This is a genomic window from Nocardioides phosphati (assembly GCF_014646375.1).
GTDB classification, from domain to species: domain Bacteria; phylum Actinomycetota; class Actinomycetes; order Propionibacteriales; family Nocardioidaceae; genus Nocardioides; species Nocardioides phosphati.
Genome location: NZ_BMNI01000001.1, coordinates 732,065 through 753,202, shown reverse-complemented (window position 1 = coordinate 753,202; position 21,138 = coordinate 732,065). Strand labels below are relative to the sequence as shown.

The following is a 21,138-nucleotide window of genomic DNA, read 5'->3' as shown; positions in this document are numbered from 1 at the left end:
TCGGAGGTCACACCGGCTCCAGGGCGCTGAGAAGCCAGTCGTCGCCGACCCGCTCCAGGGTTACCTCCACGCGGCTGCCGCTCACGACGGGGGCACCGCCGGCCGTCACGGTTGACTGTGTCAGGAGCGCGAGCACCACCACGCGGTCCTCGGACGCACTGACCACACCGGCGCCACTGACGTTAGCGGTGGTGTCGACCTTGCGACGTTCGGCCGTCGGGCGCACGGTGCGCGTGGCCAGCTCCTGGTACTCGTCGTGGAACGAGCCCGTCGTCTGGTCGACCGCTCGCGCGAGGTCACGGTCGAGCCGGTCGTGGCGGTAGCTGAGCAGCGCGGGAAGCCTGTGCTCCGCACTGCTGACCGCGGCCCGGCGGGCCGCTTCCACCTGCCGACTCCCGTGGGCCAGGAAGGCGAGGACGCCCGCCGCAAGCAGCAGAAGGGCCGTCACGACGACAAGGGCAGGCGGTACGCCGGCACGCGAGCGCCGCGACGGCAGCTCCAGCGAGCCGACCGGCGTCGTCGAGCCGGGCTGGTCGAGGATCGTCATGCCACGAACTCCATGTCACTCACGAGCCAGCGCCCTTCGACGTGGCGCAGGTCGACCCGCAGCCGGTAGGCGCGCGGGGTGCTCCGGTCGGACTGCTTGTTGGCGACCTTGCCGACAGCGGCGACGAGCACGCGGGCCTTCGCGGGCTGCCAGGCGACCACGCCTGCCGAGGCGACGGAGCCGGTCGAGGTGACCTTCTGGGCCTGCAGGGCACGCCGGAGGGCCACGGACTGCTCCTCAAGCTCCGAGGCGAAGGACGCGGTTGCCCCCGCCTTGAGGCGGCTGATCTCCGCCGCCGTCGTCTTCTGACTGACCGAGATCAGGCCGGTCACCTCCGCGGATGCCGCCGCCACTGCGTCAGCACGACCTTTCTCCTCGCGGTGTTCGCTGCGCAGGGCCAGCCCACTGTGCACCCCTGAGGCGACGGCGCCTGCGGCGAGCAGGCCGATCACCATCGTGCGGACGTTCGTCATGACACTCCCAAGGGGCCGAGGACGAGCGAGCGCCAGTCCGTTCCGGGCACCGGCGGAGTCCCCGCCGGCGGAAGTCCGTGTGCGCCGTCGAGGCCGCGCGCCTGGAGCATCAGGGCAGCGAGGTCGTCGAGGACGGGACGACGCGATGCTGACCGGTCGCCGCTCCCGAAGTGGAGGCCGCAACCCTCCGGCAGTGGCGCGCGCAGCGACGAGTTGTTCGGGCACGGGAGGTTGCGGGCACCTCGCACGCTCGAGGGATCGGCCGCGGCGGTGCGGCAGTGGGCCGTGCCGTCCACGCGTCGGACCGAGTCGTCCGCAGGCGAGCGACGCGCGTCCGTCGGCAGGTATCCCGCCGAGCAGTGGGGCGGCGCGTCGAGGTTGGCTCGCAGGTCGAGCTGGACGTCGCCGTGCGCGGCCCGTGGGTTGACCGTCGACTGCAGGCGGGCGACCGTCGCGGGGTAAACCACGAGGATCTGCTCGAGGTTGGCCAGGTAGGTGTTGAGCACCCGGGCGTCGGTGGTGGTGTTCTTCAGCAGTCCCGGCACCGTCGGTCGTACGCCGTCGACGACGCCGCGCAGGGTGTCCAGATCCTCCGGGCTGCCGCTCAGCAGCGCGCGCAGGTCGGCGTCGTGCGCGGCGAGCTCGTCGGTGAAGCGGGCGAGGGAGGCGGCGTACGCCTTGGTGTGACCCATCTCCGCCTGCTGGGTGGCGAGAACGGGCTGCAGCGTGGCGATCAGGGAACTCGTCGCATCAAGCTCGGCCGTCGCGGAGTCCACGATCTCGCCGGTGCTGTCGATCACGCCGCCGAGGTCGTCGCCGGCACCGCCCAGGCCCTCGTCGAGCTGCTGCAGGACCTTCCGGGTCTTCGCGGTCGGCACCGACTTCAGCAGCCCGTTGAGCTTGTCGAGGACGGGGGTGATCTGCGGCATCTCCCGGGTTCGTTGCCAGGGGATGACGGTGCCGTCCTCGAGATGGGCGCTGGACTTCCCTGGCACCAGGTCGACGTACTGCTCACCGATGGCCGAGGTGCTGTGCAGCTCCGCGATCGCGTCCGCGGGCACCTCTGTGCCGCCGTCGAGCTGCAGGGTCGCGCGGGCGCCGTCACCGTCGAGACGGAGCGCGGACACGGTGCCGATCTTGACGCCGCGATACGTGACCATCGCGCGGGGATAGAGCCCGCTGGCGTCCTTGAAGTCCGCCGAGACGTCGTAGACGCCGATGCCGACCATCTGCGGCACACGGGCGTAGACGACCGTCGTGAGCCCGACACACGCAACGGTGAGGACGAGGAAGATCCGGAGCTGTCGCCGGACCAGCGTTGTGAGGATCATCAGCAACCCACCAGGATCTGGACGAGCGAGCAGGACGACTTAGACGGCGCCGGGGCGGGCGAGCTGCCCCCGGATGGCGCAGTCGGCGTCAGGGCCGGGTTGGTGGTCGACCTGTCCGGTGCGCCGGACCTCGGGCGCGGTCCCCTCGACGGCTCGAGCGGCGAGGTGACCGGGTCGCTGGACTGGAACGCCGCTCCCCCGCCGAGCCACATGCCCGCCAGCGAGGTGGTGCTGAGGTCGAGGGTGGCGAAGAGGTTCGCGTAGTCGCCCTTGATCGCGTCGGTCGTCGTCATCGCCGGGAACGGGATGGTGAAGCCGATCTTGAGGGCGTCCACGAGCTGGCCCGACGACGCGCCGACCCGGTTCAGCACTGGTCGCAGCGAGGAGAGGTTGGCAACGATCGCGCGTTCGTTGACCTCGATCACTCGCCCTGCATCCACCCCGAGGCGTCCGGTGTCACGGATCGCGCGGACCAGCTCGTCGCGGTCGGCGTTGAGCGCGCGCAGGCCGGGCGTGATCCGGTCGATCGCCCGGCCGATGACCGCCTGGTTGGCGCGCAGGTCCTTCGAGAGCGACCCCAGCGCCTCGAGGGTGCGCACGATGTCCCCCCTGTTGGCGTCGAGCACTGTCAGCAGCTCGTCCAGCTGGTCGACGAGGTCACGCGTCTGCGGAACGCGCCCGTGCAGCGCGGTGCTCAGCTCGCCCGTGATCGTGCTCAGTTGCGAAAGTCCACCGTTGTTGAGCAGCAGCGACGCGGCGCCGAGCACGTGCTCGGTCGACGGATAGGTGCCGGTCTGTCCGAGCGGCACCTGCGCCCCGTCGGCCAGATACGAAGCAGGCGCGGTGCGGTCCGCCGGCGTCGACACCTCGACGTACTGCGCGCCGAGCAGGGTCTTCTGCCCGATCGCGAACCGGCTCTGCTTCGGGAGCTGCTGGTCGTCGGCGATCCGCATGGTCACCTGGGCGTGCCAGTCCCTGTCGACCTTGATCCGGGTCACTGTGCCGATGGTGACGTTGTCACGCTGCACGTTGGAGTTGGGCACGAGGTTCTCGACCTTGTCGAAGGCGACCGTCACTGTGTAGCCGTCGTCGCCGACCGCCTTCTGGCCCGGGAACGTGTAGGAGTTGGGCTGCAGGTCGCAGCCGGTGCCGGCACCGAGCACGAGCAGTGCTCCGGTGACCGCGCCGATCGCGCGCCACTTCACAGGACACCTCCGAGCTGCTCGAGCAGGCTGTTGACGAGCTTGTCCGTGCCTCCGGGAAGCCGCGCGCCGCCGGTCCCTCCGGCGAGGGCTCCGCCCACACCACCGGACGGCGGCGCGCCGGCCTTCTCCAGGCCGAGGAGGTTGATCAGCGGACGGACCGCCGCGCTGCACGTCTCGGCGGTGCCGCCGGCACCGAGGACCGCGGAGCAGAGCAGCGCGGCCACGCTGTCGAGGTTGGCCAGTACCGCGCGGCCCGTGATCGCCTGGCGATCGACGATGTTGTAGAGCCCCATGAGCGAGTGGGGCGCGACGTGGAGGACACCGGCGAGCTCGTCCGCACGGGAAGCGACCGTGCCACTCAGCTGCTGGGTTCCGCGGAGGGCGTGGGTCAGCTGGGCCTGGTTCCTGCCGAGCAGGGCCGCAGAGGCGTGCAGCGCTGTGTGGAGGTCGCGCACGGCTCCGGTCACCTGCGTGCGGTTGTCACGGAGCATGGCAGCGACGTGGTCCAGCTCCGTGGTGAAGCCGCTGACCGCCGCGTCGTGCACGGCGAGGTTCCGGGTGAACTGGTTGAGGTTGCGGACGGTGGTGAAGAGGTCCGACCGGCCCGACGCAAGCGCGGCGGCCGCGTCGTGCAACTGCGTGACCGAGGCCCGCAGCTGGGTGCTGTTGCCGTCGGCGAGGTTGGCTTCGATCGTCGAGATCGCCTGGTCGAGTGAGCCCCGGCGTCCTGCCTCGGGACCAAGGGCTGTGCTGAGGTCGGTGAGCTCCTTCTTCACCTCGTCGAACGAGATCGGCACCGCGGTGCGGTCGGCGGGGATCTCCGCGCCGTCCGCCAGGGTCGGGCCGCTCCTCCAGGCAGGGGCCAGCTGCACGAACCGACCGCTGACCAGGCTCGGGGCGACGATCGCAGCATGTGCGGAGGCGGGGATCTTCTGGTCCCCCTCGACGCGCAGCTTCACGTCGACTCCACCGTCACCGGCCGTCACCGAGACGACCTTGCCGACCCGGACGCCGAGGACGCGGACGTCGTCGCCGGCGTACAGGCCGGGAGCGGTGTCGAAGTGCGCGAGCACCTCGGTGCCGCCGCTGGAGCGGAGGACCAGCACCGTGCCGACCAGCAGCGCGAGCACGAGCCCGACGAGCAGGCGGGGGCGGAGGAACGTGTTCATGGCGGGCATCACGGCGTCAGTCCTGAGATGACGGGAGCGAGCGTCCCGGGCGAGGTGAGGTTCTGGATGTAGGCGTCGAAGAACGGACCGCTCGAGATCGCCTCACCGAACGCCGTCGCGTAGTTCCGCAGCCCGGTGATCGTCATCTGGAGGTTCCGCTTGTTCCGATTGAGCAGGTCGACCACCTTGTTGACCTCGATGAGGGTCGGGGGCAGGACGGCACCGTTCTCCCGGGCGACCGCGGTCAGCTGCGCCGAGAGGGCGCGGGCGCTGGCGAGGAGGTCGGTGATCACCTGCTGCCGGGCATCGAGCTCGGCGAGGAGGTCGTTGCCGGAGGTGAGCAGCCGGGAGATCTGCTGGTCACGGGAGGCGAGCACGCCGGTGACGTCCTTCGCGTTGGCGAGCAGGTCCTGGAGGGACGTGTCGTTGGCGGCGATCGTCGTGGAGACCTTCCGGATCCCCGCGAGTGCCGGGCCCAGGCTCTTCGGTGTGTCCGCGAACGTCGCGGAGACCTGCCGCAGGGCCTCGGCGACCTGGTGGCTGTCGACCTTCCGGGTCTCGTCGGTGAGCTGGCTGAGCGCCTGCGTCACGTCGTACGGCGAGCCGGTGCGGGCGACAGGGATGGTGGAGCCCCGAGCGAGGTCGCCGCGACCGCGAGGCTCGAGGCGGACGGCGGCCCGGCCGAGCAGGGTGACGGTGACGATGTCGGCGCGGGTGTCGTCGCCGAGCTTCAGGTCGTGGTCGGAGAGCTTGACGGTGACCATGACCTTGTCGCCGTCGAGCTCGATGCCGGAGACCTTGCCGACGCTGGCGCCGGAGACGACGACCTCGTCGTTGGACTTCAGCCCGCCCGCCTCGGCGAACTCGATCCGCAAGGTGTCGGTGTTCCGCAGGAGCGGCCACGAGCGGTAGGTGAGGGTGGAGATCACGGCCGCGACGATCAGGAGCGTGCCGAGCACGCCGCGCAAGGCGGTCTTCATCGCTGGCACCTCGCTGCCTCGCTGCGGATGTACGGCGTGGAGGCGGGCGCCCCCCTGTCGTTGCTGAACTGGAGCCGGATCCCGCACAGGAAGAAGTTGAAGAACGCGCCGTAGGAGGCGGAGTCCTGGATCTTCGCGTAGTGCTTCGGCCATTGGGTGAGGAGCGCCTGGAGCGCCGAGGAGTGCTGGTCGAGGCCGCGGGCGGAGGCGCGCAGGCCCTCCAGGGTCGGCGTCAGGTCGCCGCGCGAGCGGGCCAGGAGGTCGGCGCCGGAACGCGCCATCTGGTTGATTTGGCCCGCCGCGTCGAGGACCTGGGTGTCCTGGCGGTCAAGCCCGTCCACGAGCTCGCTGAGCTCGGTGGTCAGGTGACCGAGGCCGTCCTTGCGGTCCGCGACCTCACCGAGCACCGCGTTGAGGTTGCCCACCACCTGCGTGATCAGCACCGAGCGATCCCCCAGCGTGGAGGTGAAGGAGCCGACCGAGGAGACCAGATGGTCCACGGCACTGCGCTGGCCCTGGAGGACGTCGACGAGCTGGCCCGAGAGCTGGTTGACCTGGGTGGGATCAAGACCTGCGAAGAGCGGCTTGAAGCCGTTGAGCAGAGCGTCGAGGTCGACCGCTGGCGCGGTGCGGGCCAGGGCGATCGTGCCGCCCGGGGGCAGCTCCGCAGCCGAGGAGGAGCCGCGGTCGAGCTCGAGGATCCGATCGCCGATCAGGTTGCGGTAGCGGACGGCCGCGGTGGTGGCGCGGCTCAGGTGCAGGCTGGTGTCGACGTCGAACCCGACCAGCACGCTGGCGTCCTTCTGGACCTTGATGTCGGTGACGCGGCCGACCGAGACGCCGGCGACACGGACCTGGTCGCCAGCCTGGAGGCCGGAGACGTCGGCGAACCTGGCGTGGTAGTCGGCCTTCTCCCCCGACTGCATGTCGCCCGTGACCGCCGCCAGCCAGACGGTGACGAAGACCGCGAAGGCCAGGAAGAGGGAGAGCTTGGTCAGGTCGCGGGCCTCTGCCTTCCGCACGCTCATCGTCCGGTCACCAGTCCTGCGAGAGCTCCGAAGAGCGTGGTGGACACGTCTTGCTGCGGGGTCGTCCCCGGCCCGGCATGCGGGTTGGCCCCCGAGACGAACGTCGGGCTGGGCTGGCGGGCCTCGGCCGGGTCGACGTACGGCAGGCCGTAGCAGCCCGGGCCGCGGTGGTCGCCAACGACCGGCAGGTTCCTGGGGTAGCGGTAGGGCTCCGCTCCGGGTGCGATCCGGGTGATCGTGGTGACCCCCGGGTTGGTGCCGCCGACCGCCTTCTCGGCGAGTCCGTTGGCACCGGCGAGACCGCCGACCAGGCAGGGCAGCTCCGGTGCGTAGCGCTCGAGCAGCGCCGTGACAGGGGCGAGCATGGCCAGCGTCGAGCCCAACCCGGCCTCGGCGGCGAGGACGAGGCCGCGCGTGTCGTTGCTGAAGGCGCTGAGCGCACGTGCGGTCGCGCGCAGCCGCTCGTGACGGGCAACGAGGGTGTCACTGGTCTTCGTCACGTTGCCGAAGGTGCGCAGGAGGTCCGGCATCGCCTGGTCGTAGCCGGTCACGACGTCGTCGCTGCGGCGTACGTCGGAGGCGAGGGTCTCCAGCGAGGGGTGCAGCAGCCGGAGGTAGCGGTCGGACCGGTCGATCAGGCTGCCGATCCGCCGACCGCGCTGGTCGACCGCACCGGCCACGGCGGCGAGCGCGTTGTTGACGTCGCTGGGTCGCGCGGCGTCGAGCACGTCGGTCAGGTGGGTGAACGCCTCGTCCACCTCGACCGTCACGTGGTCGGCGGAGATCTGCTGGTCGGGCGCGATCGGACCCGAGCCGTGGCCGTTCGCCGTCAGCTGGACGTAGCGAGCGCCGAAGGCCGTGGGCGGCACGAGCTGGGCGGTGAGGCCGCCCGGCACGTCCTTGACCGCGTCCTTGTCGATCGCGAGGCCGATGTCGACCTTCCCATCGTGGGCGCTGATCGACCGGACCCGCCCGACCTGCACGCCACGGAACTTGACCGGGGCACTCACGTCCATGGTCAGGCCGGCGCGGTCGGCCTGCACCGTCACGGGGATCGTCGAGCGGAAGGCACCGCGGTACTGCAGGACGGCGGCAGTGACCACCGCCCCCAGCAGGAGGAGGAAGGCCAGGCCGAGGCGGAGCTGACGGTCGGCGACGGGATTCATGGTGCTCACCCGGAGATGTGGACCGACGGACCGCCCCAGATGGCGATGCCGAAGATCAGGTCGACGAACATGGTGGCGATGAGGGCGGTCCGCACGGCGGCACCGACGGCCTTGCCCACGCCGGCGGGGCCGCCGCTGGCCTGGAAGCCGTGGTAGCAGCAGACCGACACGACGACGAGCGCCATCACGAGGACCTTCACCATCGCCAGGAAGAGGTCGCCGGGGATCAGGAAGGTGTCGAAGTAGTGCTGGTAGTTGCCCGGTGGCTGGTCGTAGCCGACCGTGACGACCATCCGTGTCGCCAGCCAGCACATGATCACCGCGATGCAGAAGAGCGGCACGACCGCGATCAGGCCGGCGATGATCCGTGTGGTCACCAGGAACGGCACCGGGTGGACCGCCATCACCTCGAGCGCGTCGATCTCCTCGCTCACCCGCATGGCCCCGATCTGGGCGGTGAAGCCCGCGCCGACGGTCGCGGTGAGGGCAATGCCCGCGATGATCGGCGCAACCTCACGGGTGTTGAAGTACGCCGAGAAGAAGCCGGACAGCGCACCGACGCCGATGTTGTCGAAGGAGGTGTAGGCCTGCAGGCCCACCTCGATGCCCGAGGCCGCGGTGAGGAAGCCGATGACCAGGACGGTGCCGCCGATCATCGCGAGTGCCCCGGATCCGAGGCTGACCTCTGCGAGCAGGCGGACGATCTCGCCGCGGTAGCGGTGGAGCGTTCGCGGGAAGTGGCCGAACGCCTCCAGGTGGAAGCCGAGCTGCTTGCCGAGCTCGCGGACCCATCCGGTGGGATGCACAGCCATGTCAGGCCCCCAGCTTGATGTTGAGGAAGATCGTGGAGATGACGCTGTTGGCCGCGAAGAGGAGCATGAAGGCGAAGACGACCGTCTGGTTCACGGCGTCGCCGACGCCCTTCGGGCCGCCCTTCGCGTGGAGCCCCAGGTAGCAGGCGGTGAGGCCGGCGAGCATGCCGAAGATGCCGGCCTTGAGCTCGGAGGCGAGGAAGTCGGGAAGCCCGACGAGCAGCGTGAGGTTGGAGACGTAGAGCCCCGGCGTGGCGTGCTGCAGCACCACGGAGAAGAAGTAGCCGCCGACCAGTCCGACGACCGTCACCATGCCGTTGAGCGCGACACCGACCAGCGTCGAGGCGACGACGCGGGGCACCACGAGCCGCTGGATCGGGTCGATGCCGAGTGTCTTCATGGCATCGATCTCCTCGCGGATCGTGCGCGAGCCCAGGTCGGCGCAGATTGCTGTCGCTCCGGCGCCGGCCACGACGAGCACGCTGACGATGGGGCCGATCTCACGGACGACAGCGACCGCGGCACCGGCGCCGGCGAGGTCGACCGCGCCGATCTGGATGAGCAGCTGGTTGACCTGGAAGATGATGATCACGCAGAACGGGATCGCGACCAGCAGTGCGGGTCCGAAGGACACCGTGATCACGAACCAGGTCTGCGAGACGAACTCACGGAAGCGGAACCGCGTGGTGAACATCTTGCGGAACGTGTCGACGACGAAGGCGTAGAAGCCGCCGATCGCCGTGAGCGCCACGAAAGGCACGCTGCTCTCCAGCGCCTCGCGTGCCACCTTCCGGCTCTCCGGAGTCATGCCGGTCAGGGCCTTGTCGGTGTTCTCGGTCGTGGTGCTCACGCGGGGTTCGCCCGGTCGGCTCCGCCGCTGCTGACAGAGACGATCGGCAGGCGCAGGGCCGCCGGCGCGGTGGGCGGCACGACGGGCCCGCGCGGAGCCACGGCGGAGACCTGTTCGTACGCCGAGCCGGGGGCGGGTCGCTGGTCGGCCTCGCCGCGGTTGGGCCACAGGGCCATCGCGCGCTCGGCTTGGGCGGTGATCGTCAGCGACGGGTTGACGCCGATGTTCGCGGAGATCGCGGCGCCGTCGACGACGTGGAGACCGGGGTGTCCGAAGACGCGGTGGTAGGCGTCGATCACGCCGTCCTCCGGCGTACGCCCGATCACCGCACCGCCGAGGAAGTGCGCGGTCATCGGGATGTCGAAGATCTCGCCGGTGCTGCCGTAGGCCGCTCCCCCGATCTCCGCGGCCATCAGTCGGGTGGCCTCGTTGGCCGCCGGGATCCAGGTCGGGTTCGGCTCGCCGTGGCCCTGACGGGAGGAGAGCTTGAACCGGCCGCGCCAGGTGCGCTTGCCGAACACGGTGATCGAGTTGTCGTGCGTCTGCATGACGAGCGCGATGATCGTCCGGTTCGACCAGTCCTTGATGCCGAGGTAGAGCGCGAGGAAGTTGAGGGGGTGGCGCAGCACGGCGAGCAGCCAGCGCAGGGGGCGCGGGAGTCGGCCGCCGCCGTCGGTCATGACGGTCTGCAGGAACGACATCGAGTTCGACCCCTGCCCGTAGCGGACCGGCTCGATGTGGGTCCGCTCGTCAGGGTGGATCGAGGAGGTGATCGCGACGCCGTGGTGGAAGTCGGCGTCCTTCCGCTTGCTCAGCTTGAGGCTGGCGCTGCAGATCGACTCCGAGTTGGTGCGGGTCAGGTGGCCCAGCCGGTCGGAGAGGTGCGGCAGGGATCCGGAGCGCTTCATCCGGTGCAGCAGCTCCTGGGTGCCCCAGGTGCCGGCGGCGAGGACGACCTGGTCGGCCGTGACCGTACGCCGGTGCCGGGCGCCGCGCTTGCCGGTAGCGGTGACCTGCACGGCGTACCCGCCCTCCGGACGGGGTGCGACGTCGGTGACGGTGGTCAGCGGGAGCACCTCGGCGCCCGCTTTCTCGGCGAGGTGGAGATAGTTCTTGACCAGGGTGTTCTTCGCGTTGTGCCGGCACCCGACCATGCACTCACCGCACTCGAGGCAGCCGTTGCGGGCCGGTCCGGCTCCGCCGAAGAAGGGGTCCTCGACGAGGGCGCCCGGCTCCTTCTGGCCGTCGCGGCCGAAGAAGACCCCGACCGGGGCGGCGTGGTAGCTCTCCTCCACGCCCATCTTCGTCGCGACCTTCTGCAGCACCTCGTCAGCAGCGGTCGTGGTCGGGTTGAGAGTGACGCCGAGCATCCGCTTCGCCTGGTCGTAGTACGGCGCGAGCTCCTGCCTCCAGTCGGTGATCCCGACCCACTGTCGGTCGTTGTAGAAGGCGTCGGTCTGCGGTTCGTAGAGCGTGTTGGCGTAGACCAACGAGCCGCCGCCGACCCCGGCGCCCGCGAGGACGACGACGTTCTTCAGCACCCGGATCCGCTGGATGCCGTAGCAGCCCAGGCGCGGTGCCCAGTAGAACTTCCGGACGTCCCAGTTGGTCGTCGCGAACTCGTCGTCGGCGAACCGGCGCCCGGCCTCGAGCACCCCGACGCGATAGCCCTTCTCGGTCAGCCGGAGGGCGGTCACGGAACCACCGAAGCCGGACCCGACCACCAGGACGTCGTAGTCGACAGGCGCTGCATCCATGGTGACCTTCTTCCTGCTCCGTGTGGCCGCTGCCACAACAGGACAGGACGTTTTCACAATGCGGAGGGCTACCTCTCGGCCTGCAGCACCAAGGAGTCACCATGGTTTTGTACAGATGAACCAACCGTCACGCGCTACCGTCTCGCCATGGGCAAGGACGACGACGCACTCAAGACACTGATCGCGGACTTCATCGCCGCGGAGAGCGAGCCCGGTGCCCTCGACAGGTGGGTCGAGCGGATCACCTGGCCGACGCTGCGGGAGCTTCCGGCGATTGCCGCGGACGCCATCCTCGCCGACAGCCTCCAGCTCTGCGTACGCACGCACTGGCTGGCCTTCCTGGCGAGCCTGCGCGAGCCGGCCCGCGAGGTCCAACTGGTCGAGGCGGCCGCGGTCTTCGCCGCCGACATGGCGCTGCGCGGCCGCCCGCTCACCGAGCTCTTCCAGACCTACCGGGTGGCCCAGAAGGCGGTCTGGGACTACCTGACCGTGGCTGCCCGCGCCTTCTGCGGTGCGGACCGCGACGAGGCCGGCTTCCTCATCTTCGTGTGGGACCGCGCGAGCGACTGGCTCAACGCCTCCATCGTCGCCTCGGTCGAGATCTTCCAGGCGGAGCAGGACCGGCTGCGCCAGGGCGCGGCGGCCCAGGCGCTGGTGACGGTGCGGAGCATCCTCGACGCCCCCGCCGGATCCTCCGCGGACCCGCGCGAGCTCTCGACGGGGCTCGGGGGCTACCCGATCTCGTCGCGCAACACGGCGCTGCTCCTCCGCGCCGAGACCCCGGAACGGGTGAGCGACCTCCGCGAGGCCGCGATGCAGGTGGCGCGCAGCGTCGGCAGCCGGAACCCGTTGCTGGTCAGCCCCGGCGGCCGCGACCTGTGGTGCTGGCTGGCGACAACCGGCACTCCGCACCGCGAGGCGCTGCTGGCCAGCGCGGCCTGGTTCGGTGAACGCGGCATCCGGGCCGCTGCCGGGACGGCCCTGCCCGGCACCGACGGCTTCCGGCTCAGTCACGTCGAGGCACAGGAAGCGATGCGCATCTCGCTGCGCTCCCCCAACGCGCGGCCGATCACCCTCTTCGCCGACGTCGAGATCCTCTCGCTGATCTCCACGGCGGGAGCGAGTGCAGACCGCTTCGTGCAGCGGACGCTCGGCGAGCTTGCCGAGGACTCCGAGGCCAACGCCCGGCTCCGCGAGACGGTGCGCGCCCTGCTCACCACCGGCAGCGTGGACGCGGCTGCGCGGCACCTGACGGTGCACAAGAACACCGTCCGCTACCGCGTGACGCAAGCCGAGGCGCTGCTCGGGACCCCGCTGGCATCAGGGCGCTCCGAGGTGGAGCTGGCCCTCCGCTACCACGAGGCGTTCCTGGCGCCGAAGGCCTGAGCGGCGAGGTCAGACCGCTGCCTCGACGCGCTCCTTGGCCTGGAAGAGGGCCTCCTCCCAGCTGCCCGGCTCCATGACCAGCCGACGGAACTTCATGATGTCCCGGGGGCGGTCGATGGTCAGCACGCCGGCGAGCTGGGTGCCGCGGCGGTAGAGGACGATGGCGCCGGGACCGCGCGGGCCGAGCGTGACGACCTGGTCGGCACGCGGCGTACCCACGAACTGCAGGCGGTGGCCGTACCAGTCCGACCAGAAGTAGGGAATCGTGTCGAGGAACTCCGGTGCGACGCCGGGGGCGGCGACGGCGTTGCGGGCCGCGAGCGCTCCCTGCTCCGCGGCGTTCGTCCAGTGCTCCAGGCGCATCAGGTCGCCCTCGAACCGGCTGTTCGGGAAGTGTGCGACGTCGCCCGCCGCCCAGGCACCGGACACCGAGGTGGCCAGCGTGGCTGAGCACAGCACACCGCGGTCGCCGTCGTGCAGCGCGACCGGGCTCTCCTCGAGCCAGCCGGTCGCTGGCCGGACGCCGATGCCGACGACCACGAGGTCGGCGGGGACGGCGGTGCCGTCGTCGAGCACCACACCGGTCACCCTGCCGCCGGCGCTCTCCAGCCCGGAGACACCGACGCCGAGGCGCAGATCGGTGCCTGCCGCACGGTGCAGGTCGGCGCAGATCTCCCCCGGTTCCGGACCCAGCGACCGGCTCAGCGGCACGTCGAGTCGTTCGACGATCGTCGCCGGCAGCCCGCGCTTGCGGGCGGCCGAGGCGATCTCCGAGCCGATGAAGCCGGCACCGATCACCACGGTGCGCGCGCCCTCGTCGAGCGCGCGGCGTACGGCGACCGCCTCGGCGTGGGTCCGGAGCCCGGTGACTCCGGCGAGCCCGGCCGCACCAGGTAGCTGGAACGGCGTCGCCCCGGTGGCGACGATGAGCGCGTCGTACGGGACTGCGGTCTCGCCGACCAGGACCGTCCTGCCCGTGGTGTCGAGCCCCGTCGCCGGGGAGCCGAGGAGCGTTGTCACCCCCAGCTCGTCCAGCTCGGCGCGCGAGCGCAGGGGGACGACGGCATCCGGCGTACCGCGATCGAGCTGGGACTTCGACAGCGGCGGGCGGTCGTACGGGAGGTGCTCCTCCGCGCCGATCAGCGTGATGTCGCCGTCCCAGCCGGAGCGCCGGGCCGACTCGGCCGCACGCAGCCCAGCCAGGGAGGCGCCGACGATGACGAGGCCCATCCCGCTCAGTCCCTCAACGACAGCGCCGAGACCGGGCAGGAGTCGATGGCCGCTCGGACGAAGGACCGCTGGCCCTCCGCGGGGCTGTCGTCGCGGACGACGACGAAGCCGTCGTCACCCACCTCGAAGAACTCGTGTGCCATGGCCTCGCACATGCCCAGGCCCTCGCAGCGGCTGCGGTCGACGTCGATGCGCATGACCTCACACCCCCGCCGTCTCGACGGGAAGGAAGTCGACCTTCTCGCGTACGCCGCAGTCGGGGCAGCACCAGCTGTCGGGGATGTCGGCCCAGGCGGTGCCGGCCGCGAAGCCCTCGAGCTCGTTGCCGACGGCGACCTCGTAGGTGTAGCCGCAGCCGGGGCAGCGTGCCGCGAGCACCTCGTTGGCGAAGGCGTGCGCGGAGGTGTCCTCGTGCAGGTCCTCGACGACCGTGGCGACGGGAACGGGGTAGCGCCGCATCAGCTTCTCGCGCTTGGCCGGGTGCACGTTGGCCAGGCGGAGGTCGCCGCCGTAGTGCGCGACGACCCGCTTGTCCATCAGCGTGCGGAAGAGGGGCGGGACGAGCGCCACCACGATCATGCCCGTGTAGCCGGTCGGCAGGACCGGAGCCTCACGGAAGTCACGGAGCGTCTGGTAACGACGGGTCGGGTTGGCGTGGTGGTCCGAGTGGCGCTGCAGGTGGTAGAGGAGGACGTTGGTGGCGATGTTGTTGGAGTTCCAGCTGTGGCTGGGGTCAACCCGCTCGTAGCGCTGGCGCTCCGGCGTACCGACCTTCTGGCGGAGCATGCCGTAGTGCTCCATGTAGTTGACGACCTCGAGCAGGGAGAAGCCGACGACGCCCTGGAGGATGAGGTACGGGAGGATGCCGACACCGAGCCAGAGCACGAGCGCACCCCACAGCACGACGGTCATCAGCCAGGCGTTGAGGACGTCATTGCCGAGGTGGAACGGATGGGTGCCCTTGCGCTGGTAGCGCTTCGCCTCGAGGTGCCACGAGCTGCTCAGCGACCCGAGCACCGTGCGCGGCCAGAACCGGTAGACGCTCTCCCCCATGCGACTGGAGGCCGGGTCCTCCGGGGTCGCGACGCGGACGTGGTGACCCCGGTTGTGCTCGATGTAGAAGTGGCCGTAGAACGACTGGGCGAGCGCGATCTTCGAGAACCAGCGCTCGTGGCTCTCCTTCTTGTGCCCCAGCTCGTGCGCGGTGTTGATCGCGACCCCCGCGACCACGCCGATCGAGATCGCCAGACCGATGCGGTCGGCGACGCTCAGGTCAGCGGTGGCGAGGTACCACATCGCCAGCACGAAGCCGGCGTACTGCACGGGCAGGTAGAGATAGGTGACCCAGCGGTAGTAGCGGTCGTTCTCGAGTGCCTCGATGATCTCCTCGGGCGGGTTGGTGTCGTCGTAACCCGCGACCAGGTCGAGCAGCGGGATGACCGCGAAGAACATCAGCGGCGTGAGCCAGAGCCAGCCGGACCAGCCGGTCTCGTGCTGCAGCGCCAGACCGATCAGTGGCGTCACCGGGATGACGAGTCCGAGCATCCACAGGTAGCGCTTCTTGTCCTTCCACGCCGGAGCGGAGACTGCTCCGGCGCTGTGCGATTCAGCGGACATGGTGTCCTCCAAGAGTCGGGAGTTTGACGATATTGAGACGATCGCACAAGGAATTCGCCATCAACTAGGCAGCAAACTGCCAAGAGGCCGGTGCTCCTTTAGACGATCAGCCAATGCATCACCGCCTACTGAACCGTCGGGAACCTCGGCGATGCCGGCGTCGCGCGTGCCTTGACGCTCGTCAGCGGGCCTCCTACGTTCACCACACCTACTCGATGGAGGTATGGCCCGTGGCCGCGCTCTCGTTCCTTGATCGCCAACACACCGTTGCGCCCGCGGGCTACAGCCGCTGGCTGATTCCGCCAGCCGCCCTCGCGGTGCACATGTGCATCGGGCAGGTCTACGCGACCAGCGTCTACAAGGTCTCGCTGATCAATGACTTCGGGGCGAGCGAGAAGTCGATCGGCTACATCTTCTCGCTGGCGATCGTCATGCTCGGGCTGTCGGCGGCCGTCTTCGGCAAGTGGGTCGACCTCGGCGGACCCCGACGCGCGATGTTCACCTCCGCCTGCTGCTGGGGCCTCGGCTTCCTCGTCGCCGCCCTCGGCATTTCCTCCGGCCAGCTATGGCTCGTCTACCTCGGCTACGGCGTCCTGGGCGGCATCGGCCTGGGCATCGGCTACATCTCCCCGGTCTCGACGCTGATGAAGTGGTTCCCCGACCGGCCCGGCCTGGCGACCGGCATGGCGATCATGGGATTCGGCGGCGGGGCGATGATCGCTTCCCCGCTCAGCACCTCGCTGCTCAGCCATTTCGGGACGGCGACACACCCGCTGAAGCCCGACGGCACCCCCAACCTGACCGTCAGCGTCTTCGACGCCGACACCGTCGCCAAGCTCTTCGTCACCCTCGGCATCGTCTACTTCGTGGTGATGATGTTCGGTGTCTTCACCGTGCGCGTGCCGGCTCCGGGCTGGCACCCCGTCCACTGGGACCCCGCCCAGCACAAGCCGAAGGCGCTGCAGACCGCGGCGCACGTCTCGGCCAGCAACGCGATCAAGACCCCGCAGTTCTGGCTGCTGTGGGTGGTGCTGCTCTGCAACGTGACGGCCGGCATCGGCATCCTGGAGAACGCGGCACCGATGATCCAGGACTTCTTCCGCAACGACGACGGCAGTTCCGAGCTGACCTCCAACGCCGCGAACGTCGGACTGGTGGCTGCCGGGTTCGTGGGCCTGCTCTCGATCTTCAACATGGGCGGCCGGTTCGTCTGGTCGACGGTCTCCGACCTCCTCGGCCGCAAGGTCAACTACGTGATCTACCTCGGCGTCGGCACCGCCCTCTACTTCGTCCTCGCCACGGTGGGTTCCAGCAGCGTGGCGATGTTCGTCGCGGTCTGCGTCGTCATCATCTCGTTCTACGGCGGCGGCTTCTCCACCGTGCCGGCGTACCTGCGCGACCTCTTCGGCACCTTCCAGGTCGGTGCGATCCACGGCCGGCTGCTGACCGCCTGGTCCGTCGCCGGCGTGCTCGGTCCGCTCATCGTCAACGGGATCCTGGACCACGCGGCGGAGGGCAAGCCGTGCAAGTCGGTCGTCAACGCGGTGACCGGCGCGACGGTCAAGGTCTGCCCGGTCAAGGACGGCAAGCTCCAGCCCGGCTTCCTCGACGCAGGCGACTACCGCCTCGCGATGCTGATCATGGTCGGCGTGCTCATCGTCGGCTTCATCGCCAACCTGCTGATCCGGCCGGTGGACGCGAGGTTCCACGAGAGCGGGCCCATCGTCGACGCGGTCGACGCTGCCCACTGACGCCACCAGCCCATCCTCCGAAGGAGCACCTCCGATGAGTCAGAGCAGCGCCAACCAGACCCCCCGCGTCATCGTCTCCTGGGCGATCGTCGGCATCCCGCTCGCCTACGGGTTCGTGCAGACGCTGAAGAACGCCCTGCACATCTTCACCGGCTGACCCCGACGCCTCAGGCGTCGCGCCGGTGGACGCCCGGTCGAACGCCGTGCGTGCAGGCATCGCGGCGGGCTGCCCGCCACGAGAGGTACTCGCCCTGGGCTGTCTCCAGGAGGACGTCGCGCCCGCGGGGCAGTGCGAGCGCTGCGGTGTGGCCGAAGAGATGCGCGATGACGTACGCCGCGCTGAGCTCCACGACGTCGCACAGCACCCCGAGCGGAAGCAGCGAGGCCGACTCGCTGACCGATTCCTGCTCCCCCATGCGGATGACGATCGGGGCCTGGTGGGTGACCCCTCGCGCTGCGACGGCGACCGAGACGTTGTCGAGGTCCGCCGAACCCACCGCGGCCAGGGCGGCAGCGTGGTCGAGGCGGAGCCGCTCCAGCAGGAGGCGGTCGCCACCGTGGCCCACGACCACCGGAATGCCGAGGTTGCGCGCCGTCCCCAGGTAGCGGCCACGCGCGTCGCGCTCCACACCGAGAACCGGCACCCCGAGCGCGATGAGGTGGCGACACAGGCGCAGGCCGACCTGGCCCATGCCCACCACGATGACGTGACCGCTCCGCGGCAGGGCCCGTTGACCGAAGAGGCCCACGAGCCGTGGTCCCAGCAGCTGGTCGACCAGTCCGGCGGTGAACATGCCCGCGAAGACCAGGGTCAGCAGCATCGCGACCCCCGCGAAGACGGCGTAGGCCTCGCCGTGCTCCGAGATCGGCCCCACGGTCGCGACGACGGCCACCGCCTCCTGGAAGGCCGTGGTGCCCTCGACCCCTCCGTGGGTCAACCAGAGCCAGTCCAGCACCAGGATCGACAGCATGCCCAGCAGACCCACCGTGAGGAGGGTCGAACCCGCGTCGTGAGGCATGACCTGGCTGGCCAGCCAGCCACGGAGCGCGCGCAGGCGCGGGTGCGAGCGACGCCACTCGCGCACCGTCAGCCCGTCGTCCTTCACGTCGTACGCCAGGCCGCGGCGCGGGCCGACGTGCGTGATGGCGACCGCCGTCGGGTCCAGGCATCGGGCGGCCAGCACGGGGGCGGCGAGCCGACCGGGAGAGGTCACCAGGCAGTTCGGGAGGAGGGTCTCGAGCTGCGCCGAGACGGTCGCGTCGAAGATCTCGACGACCAGGCGGAGGCTCGGTGCAGCGTGTGCGACAGCCATGGCGTACTGAAGCGAGATCTCGTCCTGGTGCAACAGGATGGCGACCCCGTCGACGGTCTCCGTGAGCGCCGCCCTGAGCTCGGTCGGCCCGGGCTGGTCGAGGTGCGTGACGACATGACCGCGTTCGGTGAGGGCGGCACACACCCGGCGAGCGGTGGTCGTGTCACCGATCACCACGAACCCGCCGCGCGAACCAGGCAGGTCCACGTCGGGCCAGTTCAGTCCCGGCTGCACCGTCATGAGCCGGAATCTATCGCGCGGTCCGCCGCACCGGCCCGGCTCGCTTCTGCCCCGGGCGAGAGGTCGCGCACGACCAGGCTCACGGCGAGGGCGATGACCACCCCGAGCATGGTGCCGAGCGCCCGATCCTTCACCAGCTCGCCCACGCCGATCGGTTCGGCGAGCTCGGTCATGAGCATGATCATCGGCGTGAAGAAGCTCAGGGCGAGTGCGTAGTTGACGGCCATGAAGAGCTCGGTCGGGAAGAGCAGGCAGATCACGGCGACCGCGAGGGTGCGTGGCGTGAAGCCCGGCGCCAGGACGAGTGCGGTGACGACCAGGCCGGCGATCGTGCCGACGACGCGGTGGATGCCGCGCAGGAGCCTTCCCCGGGAGTCCGCGGCCGCAAGCGTGACCGCGGCGCCTGCGATCGCCCAGTTGACGTGCTCGAGCCCGCACAGCAGCGCCGCCTCGCCCGCGAGTGCGACGGCCGCGGCGTACCGCACGGCATGGGCGAGCGCGCCCTGTCGTGAGCGGAGCCGCTGCTCCCGGACGATGGCGACGACCGACTTCTCGGGCCGGCCCGGGCCCGCCGTCAGCTGCCCGATCACGAGCGCCAAGGCAGCCGAGGCGAGGGCGATGAGGCTCAGCGAGGTCGCCGAACCCAGGTCCGTCGGCATCCCGGCGAGGGCGCCCAGCGCGAAGACCCCGTAGAACGGTCCCTCGGGGCGCAGGCCGAAGAAGTCGGCGACGAGCGAGCCACCTATCGAGAAGACCACGGCCGCGAGGATCACCGTCGGCCGGTCCGCACCGACCTGCGCCAGGGTGATCCCGACGACCGTCCCGGTGAGGAGGAGCAGCGCACCCTGGGTCTGGTGGAGGAGGCGCAGTGCCCGGGTCTCGGCGCGGCCGTACATGCCGGCGAACGAGCCGAACACAGCGTAGATGAGGAGCTCGGGGCGGCCGGCCAGGACCAGCGCCAGCCCCGGCAGCACCAGTCCCGCGCTCACCCGAGCGGCGTGCGCCCAGTCCGCCATCGCCCGTCTCCGGGCCTCGCCCAGGGCGGTCACGCTGCGCATCACTGACCACCGGCCGGCTGGCTGCCGCGCTCGTGCCGGATCCGGACGGCGTACGACGCGGCCGCGAGCTCGGCAAGCTGGTACGGGTCCTGGAGGGAGCGCCCCGTGACCTCGGTGAGGCGGCGCAGCCGGTAGCGGACGGTGTTGGCGTGACAGTGCAGCACCCGCGCCGCCTGCTCGGCGGATGCCTGGTTGTCGAGGTAGGCATGCAGGGTCTGCAACAGCACGTCGCGATCCTCGGCGGGCAGTGCCAGCGCGGCCCCGAGCACGTCGAGACTGAGCCGATCGGCGGCTGCCGGATCGCAGGCCATCAGCGCGGCCAGCGGGCTGCTGCTGAAGACGTGGACGCCGGTGGAACCCCGGGGCTGCACCGAGATGGCGGCACGCGCCAGCTGGAGGCTCCGCGGCGTCTCGGCGACCGATGCATAGCGCGGGCTGACGCCGATGCGCGACGTCCCGACCTCGGCGAGCAGGGTGACGAGCTCCGCCTCCCGCTCCCCCGGGGTCGCGACGATGCCGACCTGGAGCGCCGGCATCAACCGCCACGCCGACGCGAGACCACGCTGGGCCAGGCGCTGCTCGATGTCGGCCAGGCTCTCCACGGCCAGGCCCGTCGTCTCGGCGGCGACCACCACGAACCCGCAGTCCGGTGGCAACCCGAGCAGGCTTGCCGCCTCCCAGCAGCTGCTGGTCCCGCCTGTTCCGAGGAAGAGCGCCTCGACCAGCGCCGAACGGCGCCGCTGGTCGCGCACCAGCATCCGCGACGTCGTCGCACGGTAGGCCTCTGTCATCGCGACCGCGTGCTCGTCCGCCAGCTGCCAGAGCCGGGTCGCGGCGACGAAGAGCGCCTCACTGAGTGCGGGATCCTCCGCGGCCCGGACCCGGGCGAGCAGCGCGTCCCACAGGGTGCTGAAGACGAGTCGGTACGCGCGAAGCACCTCGGGCAACGGCATCGCTGCCGCGGCACGCCGCTGGCCGGTCGCGATCGGCGTACGGAGGTCGACCTCGTCGCCCTCGTCGCTGCTGAGCGCCCCGATGAGAAAGCGCAGGTTCTCCTCGACCGAGCGTCGCAGCTCGGCGGCCGGCACCGGCTCGGCAGCGCCGTACGCCGGGACGCGCTCGAGGATCGTCTGGTACGCAGCGGCCGTGAGCGCGGGCAGGCGCGGCTCCGCCCAGGCCACGAGCTGCTGGAGCGCCGGGTCGTGGGGCAACGGGGTCCTCTCGG

Annotated in this window: 20 protein-coding genes; 3 read left to right on the top strand and 17 right to left on the bottom strand. The window is 70.5% G+C overall.

The features are described from left to right. Nucleotides 1-7 precede the first annotated feature (7 nt). The 11 genes from IEX47_RS03860 to IEX47_RS03810 are packed head-to-tail and all read right to left on the bottom strand — an operon-like array spanning nucleotide 8 to nucleotide 11,318. Nucleotides 8-547 (bottom strand): Rv1363c family protein, encoded by a 540-nt coding sequence (locus tag IEX47_RS03860; RefSeq protein WP_188782626.1) that lies wholly within the window; start codon nucleotides 545-547, stop codon nucleotides 8-10. Next, nucleotides 544-1,020: an Rv1363c family protein gene (locus IEX47_RS03855; protein ID WP_188782625.1), complete on the bottom strand. Its 477-nt coding sequence runs from the start codon at nucleotides 1,018-1,020 to the stop codon at nucleotides 544-546. Before IEX47_RS03855 ends, IEX47_RS03860 begins: the two co-directional genes overlap by 4 nt. Further along, a complete protein-coding gene (locus IEX47_RS03850; RefSeq protein WP_188782624.1) occupies nucleotides 1,017-2,351 on the bottom strand; it encodes an MCE family protein in 1,335 nt (444 codons plus the stop codon). Before IEX47_RS03850 ends, IEX47_RS03855 begins: the two co-directional genes overlap by 4 nt. Then, a complete protein-coding gene (locus tag IEX47_RS03845; protein ID WP_188782623.1) occupies nucleotides 2,351-3,556 on the bottom strand; it encodes an MCE family protein in 1,206 nt (401 codons plus the stop codon). Before IEX47_RS03845 ends, IEX47_RS03850 begins: the two co-directional genes overlap by 1 nt. Continuing rightward, complete coding sequence (locus IEX47_RS03840) at nucleotides 3,553-4,725, bottom strand: MCE family protein (RefSeq protein WP_188782622.1); 1,173 nt, start codon at nucleotides 4,723-4,725, stop codon at nucleotides 3,553-3,555. The genes IEX47_RS03845 and IEX47_RS03840 overlap by 4 nt, the downstream gene beginning before the upstream one ends. Before the next feature lie 8 nt (nucleotides 4,726-4,733). Then, nucleotides 4,734-5,705 carry an MCE family protein gene (locus tag IEX47_RS03835; RefSeq protein WP_188782621.1) on the bottom strand — a complete coding sequence of 324 codons (972 nt, stop codon included), beginning with the start codon at nucleotides 5,703-5,705 and terminating at the stop codon, nucleotides 4,734-4,736. Continuing rightward, nucleotides 5,702-6,727, bottom strand: coding sequence for an MCE family protein (locus IEX47_RS03830; RefSeq protein ID WP_229662599.1), 1,026 nt, complete (start codon nucleotides 6,725-6,727; stop codon nucleotides 5,702-5,704). Before IEX47_RS03830 ends, IEX47_RS03835 begins: the two co-directional genes overlap by 4 nt. Nucleotides 6,728-6,729: 2 nt before the next feature. Next, complete coding sequence (locus tag IEX47_RS03825) at nucleotides 6,730-7,899, bottom strand: MCE family protein (protein WP_229662632.1); 1,170 nt, start codon at nucleotides 7,897-7,899, stop codon at nucleotides 6,730-6,732. 5 nt (nucleotides 7,900-7,904) lie between these two features. Beyond that, nucleotides 7,905-8,711 carry an MlaE family ABC transporter permease gene (locus IEX47_RS03820; protein ID WP_188782618.1) on the bottom strand — a complete coding sequence of 269 codons (807 nt, stop codon included), beginning with the start codon at nucleotides 8,709-8,711 and terminating at the stop codon, nucleotides 7,905-7,907. A 1-nt stretch (nucleotide 8,712) separates the two neighbouring features. Beyond that, entirely contained in the window at nucleotides 8,713-9,561 is an 849-nt protein-coding gene (locus tag IEX47_RS03815; RefSeq protein WP_229662598.1) for an MlaE family ABC transporter permease, read from the bottom strand. Further along, nucleotides 9,558-11,318, bottom strand: a complete 1,761-nt coding sequence (locus tag IEX47_RS03810) for a GMC family oxidoreductase N-terminal domain-containing protein (RefSeq protein WP_188782617.1) — start codon at nucleotides 11,316-11,318, stop codon at nucleotides 9,558-9,560. The genes IEX47_RS03815 and IEX47_RS03810 overlap by 4 nt, the downstream gene beginning before the upstream one ends. A gap of 147 nt (nucleotides 11,319-11,465) precedes the next feature. On the opposite strand from IEX47_RS03810, the gene IEX47_RS03805 reads away from it, so the two are divergent. Beyond that, nucleotides 11,466-12,704 (top strand): PucR family transcriptional regulator, encoded by a 1,239-nt coding sequence (locus tag IEX47_RS03805; protein WP_188782616.1) that lies wholly within the window; start codon nucleotides 11,466-11,468, stop codon nucleotides 12,702-12,704. A gap of 9 nt (nucleotides 12,705-12,713) precedes the next feature. On the opposite strand, the gene IEX47_RS03800 is transcribed toward IEX47_RS03805, so the two are convergent. From IEX47_RS03800 to IEX47_RS18185, 3 genes are read right to left on the bottom strand one after another with little or no spacing between them, the layout of a single operon-like run. After that, on the bottom strand, nucleotides 12,714-13,934 hold the full coding sequence (locus tag IEX47_RS03800; RefSeq protein ID WP_188782615.1) for an NAD(P)/FAD-dependent oxidoreductase: 1,221 nt from the start codon (nucleotides 13,932-13,934) through the stop codon (nucleotides 12,714-12,716). A gap of 5 nt (nucleotides 13,935-13,939) precedes the next feature. Continuing rightward, nucleotides 13,940-14,131, bottom strand: a complete 192-nt coding sequence (locus IEX47_RS03795; protein WP_188782614.1) for a ferredoxin — start codon at nucleotides 14,129-14,131, stop codon at nucleotides 13,940-13,942. Between the two features lie 4 nt (nucleotides 14,132-14,135). After that, on the bottom strand, nucleotides 14,136-15,551 hold the full coding sequence (locus IEX47_RS18185; protein WP_188782613.1) for a fatty acid desaturase: 1,416 nt from the start codon (nucleotides 15,549-15,551) through the stop codon (nucleotides 14,136-14,138). A gap of 230 nt (nucleotides 15,552-15,781) precedes the next feature. Here IEX47_RS18185 and IEX47_RS03785 point away from each other — a divergent pair, with 230 nt between their 5' ends. Further along, a complete protein-coding gene (locus IEX47_RS03785) occupies nucleotides 15,782-17,302 on the top strand; it encodes an OFA family MFS transporter (RefSeq protein WP_229662597.1) in 1,521 nt (506 codons plus the stop codon). 34 nt (nucleotides 17,303-17,336) lie between these two features. Continuing rightward, the gene (locus tag IEX47_RS18070; RefSeq protein WP_188782611.1) at nucleotides 17,337-17,459 is read left to right on the top strand and encodes an MFS transporter small subunit; all 123 of its coding nucleotides are present in this window, start codon (nucleotides 17,337-17,339) and stop codon (nucleotides 17,457-17,459) included. Nucleotides 17,460-17,469: 10 nt separating this feature from the next. Here IEX47_RS18070 and IEX47_RS03775 read toward each other — a convergent pair whose 3' ends face one another. Genes IEX47_RS03775 through IEX47_RS03765 form a run of 3 tightly spaced genes read right to left on the bottom strand, consistent with a single transcriptional unit; the run spans nucleotide 17,470 to nucleotide 21,124 of the window. Next, nucleotides 17,470-18,855, bottom strand: coding sequence for an NAD-binding protein (locus IEX47_RS03775; protein WP_188782610.1), 1,386 nt, complete (start codon nucleotides 18,853-18,855; stop codon nucleotides 17,470-17,472). Further along, entirely contained in the window at nucleotides 18,852-19,913 is a 1,062-nt protein-coding gene (locus tag IEX47_RS03770) for an FUSC family protein (RefSeq protein WP_188782609.1), read from the bottom strand. Before IEX47_RS03770 ends, IEX47_RS03775 begins: the two co-directional genes overlap by 4 nt. Beyond that, nucleotides 19,913-21,124, bottom strand: coding sequence for a PucR family transcriptional regulator (locus IEX47_RS03765; protein WP_188782608.1), 1,212 nt, complete (start codon nucleotides 21,122-21,124; stop codon nucleotides 19,913-19,915). Before IEX47_RS03765 ends, IEX47_RS03770 begins: the two co-directional genes overlap by 1 nt. Nucleotides 21,125-21,138: the final 14 nt, after the last annotated feature.